General features: G+C 79.7%; 1 protein-coding gene. It reads right to left on the reverse strand.

All coding sequences use genetic code 11. The features are described 5' to 3' along the window. Window positions 1-450: 450 nt before the first annotated feature. Entirely contained in the window at window positions 451-1,578 is a 1,128-nt protein-coding gene (locus IHE55_RS30415; protein ID WP_197992639.1) for an AfsR/SARP family transcriptional regulator, read from the reverse strand. Window positions 1,579-1,661 lie beyond the last annotated feature (83 nt).

A 1,661-nucleotide genomic window follows, 5' to 3' on the forward strand; every position in this document is an offset into this window, starting at 1 on the left:
ACGAAGGCGAGGCACCCGGCCCGGACGGAGGCGAGGCACCCGGCCCGGACGGAGGCGAGGCACCCGGCCCGGACGGAGGCAGTGACCCGCCCGGGCGGCCCGGAGACGCCGGCTCGTCCGTCCTCGCCGGGTGAGTCCCCGCCGGTGGCGTCCCCGTCGAGTCCCCCGGCGGCGCGCCGTTCGACGTCACGCCGTTCGGCGGCGTGCCGTTCGACGTCGCGCCGCTCAACGGCATACCGTTCGCCGGCACACCGCCCGCCGGCACACCGGTCCGGGGCTCATCCGTCCGCGGCTCACCCTGCCACGGCTCGTGCGGCCGCGGCTCGTGCTGGCGCGGCTCATCGCCGGTCGGCGCGGGAGCGGCCGGTGTCTCCGCCGCCGGAGGCCCGGCGGCACGAGCTGCAGCGGAATGAGGTCCGGCCGTGCCGGCCCCGGCCGTACGGGGCGGGCTCACCGCCGGCCCGTCATCCCCCGGCCCACCACCGAGCCCGGGCCGGTCGCCGTGCTCCGGGCCACCACCGTGCCCGGGCCCCGCGCCGTGCCCGGACCCGGCACCGTGGTCCGGCCCGCCGTCCGCCGGCAGCGCACCGGTGTCCGCCCCGGCGCCGGGGCGGACACCGGTGCGCTGCCGGCGTTCGGGGCGTCGTGCGGCGGCCGGTCACCCACCGCCGGGATCCCGGGTGCGCGGAGCTCCCGGGTCGGCGAGCCGCCGTCCGCCGTCACGCCGGATGCGGGACCGGGTGCGGGACCGGGTGCGGGCGGAACGTCGAGGGCACCCCACGGCGGCCCGTACGGCGTGCCGGTCCCGTTCCGCCCGTCGGCGGCGCCCCGCCGGGCGTCGGCCGGCCGGTCACCGCGCAGCAAACGGGCGTGCAGCCCGGCGAGTTCGGTGCCGGGCCGGCTGCCCAGCCGGTCGGCGATGGCCCGGCGCGCGTCCTCGTACGCCGTGAGGGCGTCGGCCGGCCGTCCCGCGGCGCTCAACGCGCGGATCAGCTGAGCCTGGAACGGCTCGTGCAGCGGGTCGCCGGCGACGAGTTCGCGAAGCTCCGGGACCACCTCCACCGCCCGGCCCAGCGCCAGGTCGGCCTCGATGCGCCGGTACAGGGCGGTGGTCCGGAGGGCCTCGGGGCGGGCGGCGGCGGACTCGCGGTCCGGCAGGTCGGCGAACGCGGGGCCGCGCCACAGGGCGAGCGCGGCCCGGAGCGTACCGGCGGCGGTCTCCGCGTCACCGCTGTCGAGCGCCCGGCTGCCCTCGCCCACCAGCCGCTCGAAGCGGAACAGATCGACCTCGTCGGCCGGGGTGACCAGTCGGTAACCGCCGGGGCCGGAGTCCACCGCGGCCCTGCCGACCACCCGGCGGAGCCGGCCGACCAGTGCCTGCAGGGCGGCCGGCGGGTCCTGCGGCGGGTCGTCCGCCCACACCTCACCGATGAGTACGTCCACCGGCACCGGCAGGGCTCGCGCGGCGCGCAGGGCGAGGGCGGTCAGCAGCGCGCGGAGCCGGGCACCGGCGCCGAGCGGCAGCGGCTGTCCATGGCTGTCACGCGCCTCGGTGGCGCCGAGTATCAGATACCGCACGGATTCATTGTCCTCGCTGATCGGCGGGGCGGCGGCGGATGAACGGCGCCGCCGGGGGCGAGCCCTGGGCCGGACGGAGGGCC

Origin of the sequence: Streptomyces pactum (genome assembly GCF_016031615.1) — a bacterium.
Taxonomy (GTDB): Bacteria; Actinomycetota; Actinomycetes; order Streptomycetales; family Streptomycetaceae; genus Streptomyces; species Streptomyces pactus.